Raw genomic sequence first — 1,710 nt, 5'->3', positions numbered from 1 at the left:
CGTCACCTGACCGGCCCGGCCCTGCCCCGTCACCTGACCGCGACGGCCCCGCCCACCGGGTCCACCGCGCGGGCCGACCGAGGCAGTGAGCCGGGGCGGACCTGGCCCTGATCCGCCCGCGCACCGGCGATCAGGATGTCCAGCAGCGCGGCGAACCCGATTCCGGCCTGCTGCCAGATCTGCGGAAACTGCGACGCGGCCGTGAACCCGGGGAAGGTGTTCACCTCGTTCACGATCGGCTCACGGGAGCCGTGCTCGGGCAGGAAGAAGTCGACGCGCAGCAGCCCACGACAGTCGAGGGCGTGGAAGGCACGGATCGCCCGGTCCTGGAGCACCTCGGTCGTCGCCGCGTCGAGCGGGGCGGGAATCTGGAAGACCGCCCCGCCGTCGTACTTCGCGTCGTAGTCGAAGAAGCCGGCGCCGGTCACCCGGATCTCCAGCGGTGGGCCGGCCTGGACCCGACCGTCCGGGTACTGGAGGACGGCCACGTCGATCTCCCGTCCCCGCGCACCCTGCTCGACGAGCACCTTCGGGTCGACCTGGCGGGCCTGCTCCAGCGCGGCGGTGATTCCCGCCCAGTCGTCCACCTTGACGACGCCCAGGCTGGACCCGGCCCGCGCAGGCTTGACGAAGACCGGCAGTTGCAGCCGTCGCCGGTCGGCCGGCGCCAGATCCTCGCCGGGGCGCAGGGTCACGCCGGGGCTGACCCGCAGGCCCTCCACGGCGAGCAGCCGCTTGGTGACACCCTTGTCCATGCCGGCGGCGCTGGCGAAGACGCCGTTGCCGACGTACGGCACGCCGAGCCACTCCAGCAGCGACGCCACGGTGCCGTCCTCGCCGTACGGGCCGTGCAGGGCCGGGAAGACCACGTCCTGGGTGCGCAGCACACGCAGCGCCTGGGGGAGTGCAGTCGGACGGCCGTCGAGGTGCCAACCGCCGTCGCGGCCGATGAGCACCTCGGTGACCTGGTACCTGTCGCGGTCCAGAGCGGCGAGGATGCTCGCCGCCGACTGGCGGGAGACCTCGTGCTCGCCGCTCTGCCCGCCGTACAGCACTGCCAGTCGGGTCGTCATGACGTCCGTGTCCTTTCGTGGAGGTGGTCGCGGGCCACCCGGGCCCCGATACCGGTCAAGATCTCGTGCGGGTTGGTGTCGGCCCAGCGGGCCCACTCGCCGACCGTCGGAGGGTTCTGGTCGCCCTCGGCGGGGCCGAACACCACGACCGGGTCGCCGATCGCCACGGGGAGGTCCCCGACGTCGACCACGCACTGGTCCATGGCGATACGCCCGACCACCGGGCACCGGCGGCCGCCGAGCCACACCGAGGCGCGACCCCCGCTGGCCCGGGGCACCCCGTCGGCGTACCCGAGCGGGAGCAGGGCCAGCGTGGTCGGCGCGTCGGTCACGTGCTCGGGCCCGTAGGAGACGCCGGTGCCGGCCGGTACCCGCTTCACGTTGACCACGCTCGTCCGCAGGGTCATGGCGGCGTGCAGGCCGAACCCGCCCGGGCCGGTCGCGCCGAACGGGTCCACGCCGTAGAGCGCGATCCCGATCCGGCAGAGGTCGAACCGGGTCCGTGGTGCGGACAGCGCGGCCGCCGAGTTGGCGAGGTGGACCAGGTCGGGGTCGAGGCCGGCGCGGCGGGCCACCCGCAGCGCCTCCTCGAAGGCCACCACCTGCCGGTCCACGGCGGGCGCGCCCGGCAGGTCCG

The 1,710-nt window shown here is 74.0% G+C and carries 2 protein-coding genes; both read right to left on the bottom strand.

Translation table 11 applies throughout. The features are described from left to right. Positions 1-29: 29 nt before the first annotated feature. Positions 30-1,073, bottom strand: coding sequence for a D-alanine--D-alanine ligase family protein (locus tag F8271_RS31190; protein ID WP_151493359.1), 1,044 nt, complete (start codon positions 1,071-1,073; stop codon positions 30-32). Then, a partial coding sequence (locus tag F8271_RS31185) for an alanine racemase (protein ID WP_192580551.1) occupies positions 1,070-1,710 on the bottom strand: 641 nt, incomplete at its 5' end. The genes F8271_RS31190 and F8271_RS31185, both read right to left, overlap by 4 nt.

This window comes from Micromonospora sp. ALFpr18c, from assembly GCF_008868155.1.
Lineage (GTDB): Bacteria > Actinomycetota > Actinomycetes > Mycobacteriales > Micromonosporaceae > Micromonospora.
Note: the sequence above shows the minus strand (reverse complement) of the source record. Positions and strands in the feature narration are given on the sequence as shown.

Excerpts from the sequence above, each read along its gene's own strand:
- F8271_RS31190 (WP_151493359.1), bottom strand. The coding sequence starts at position 1,073 with ATGACGACCCGACTGGCAGTGCTGTACGGCGGGCAGAGCGGCGAGCAC.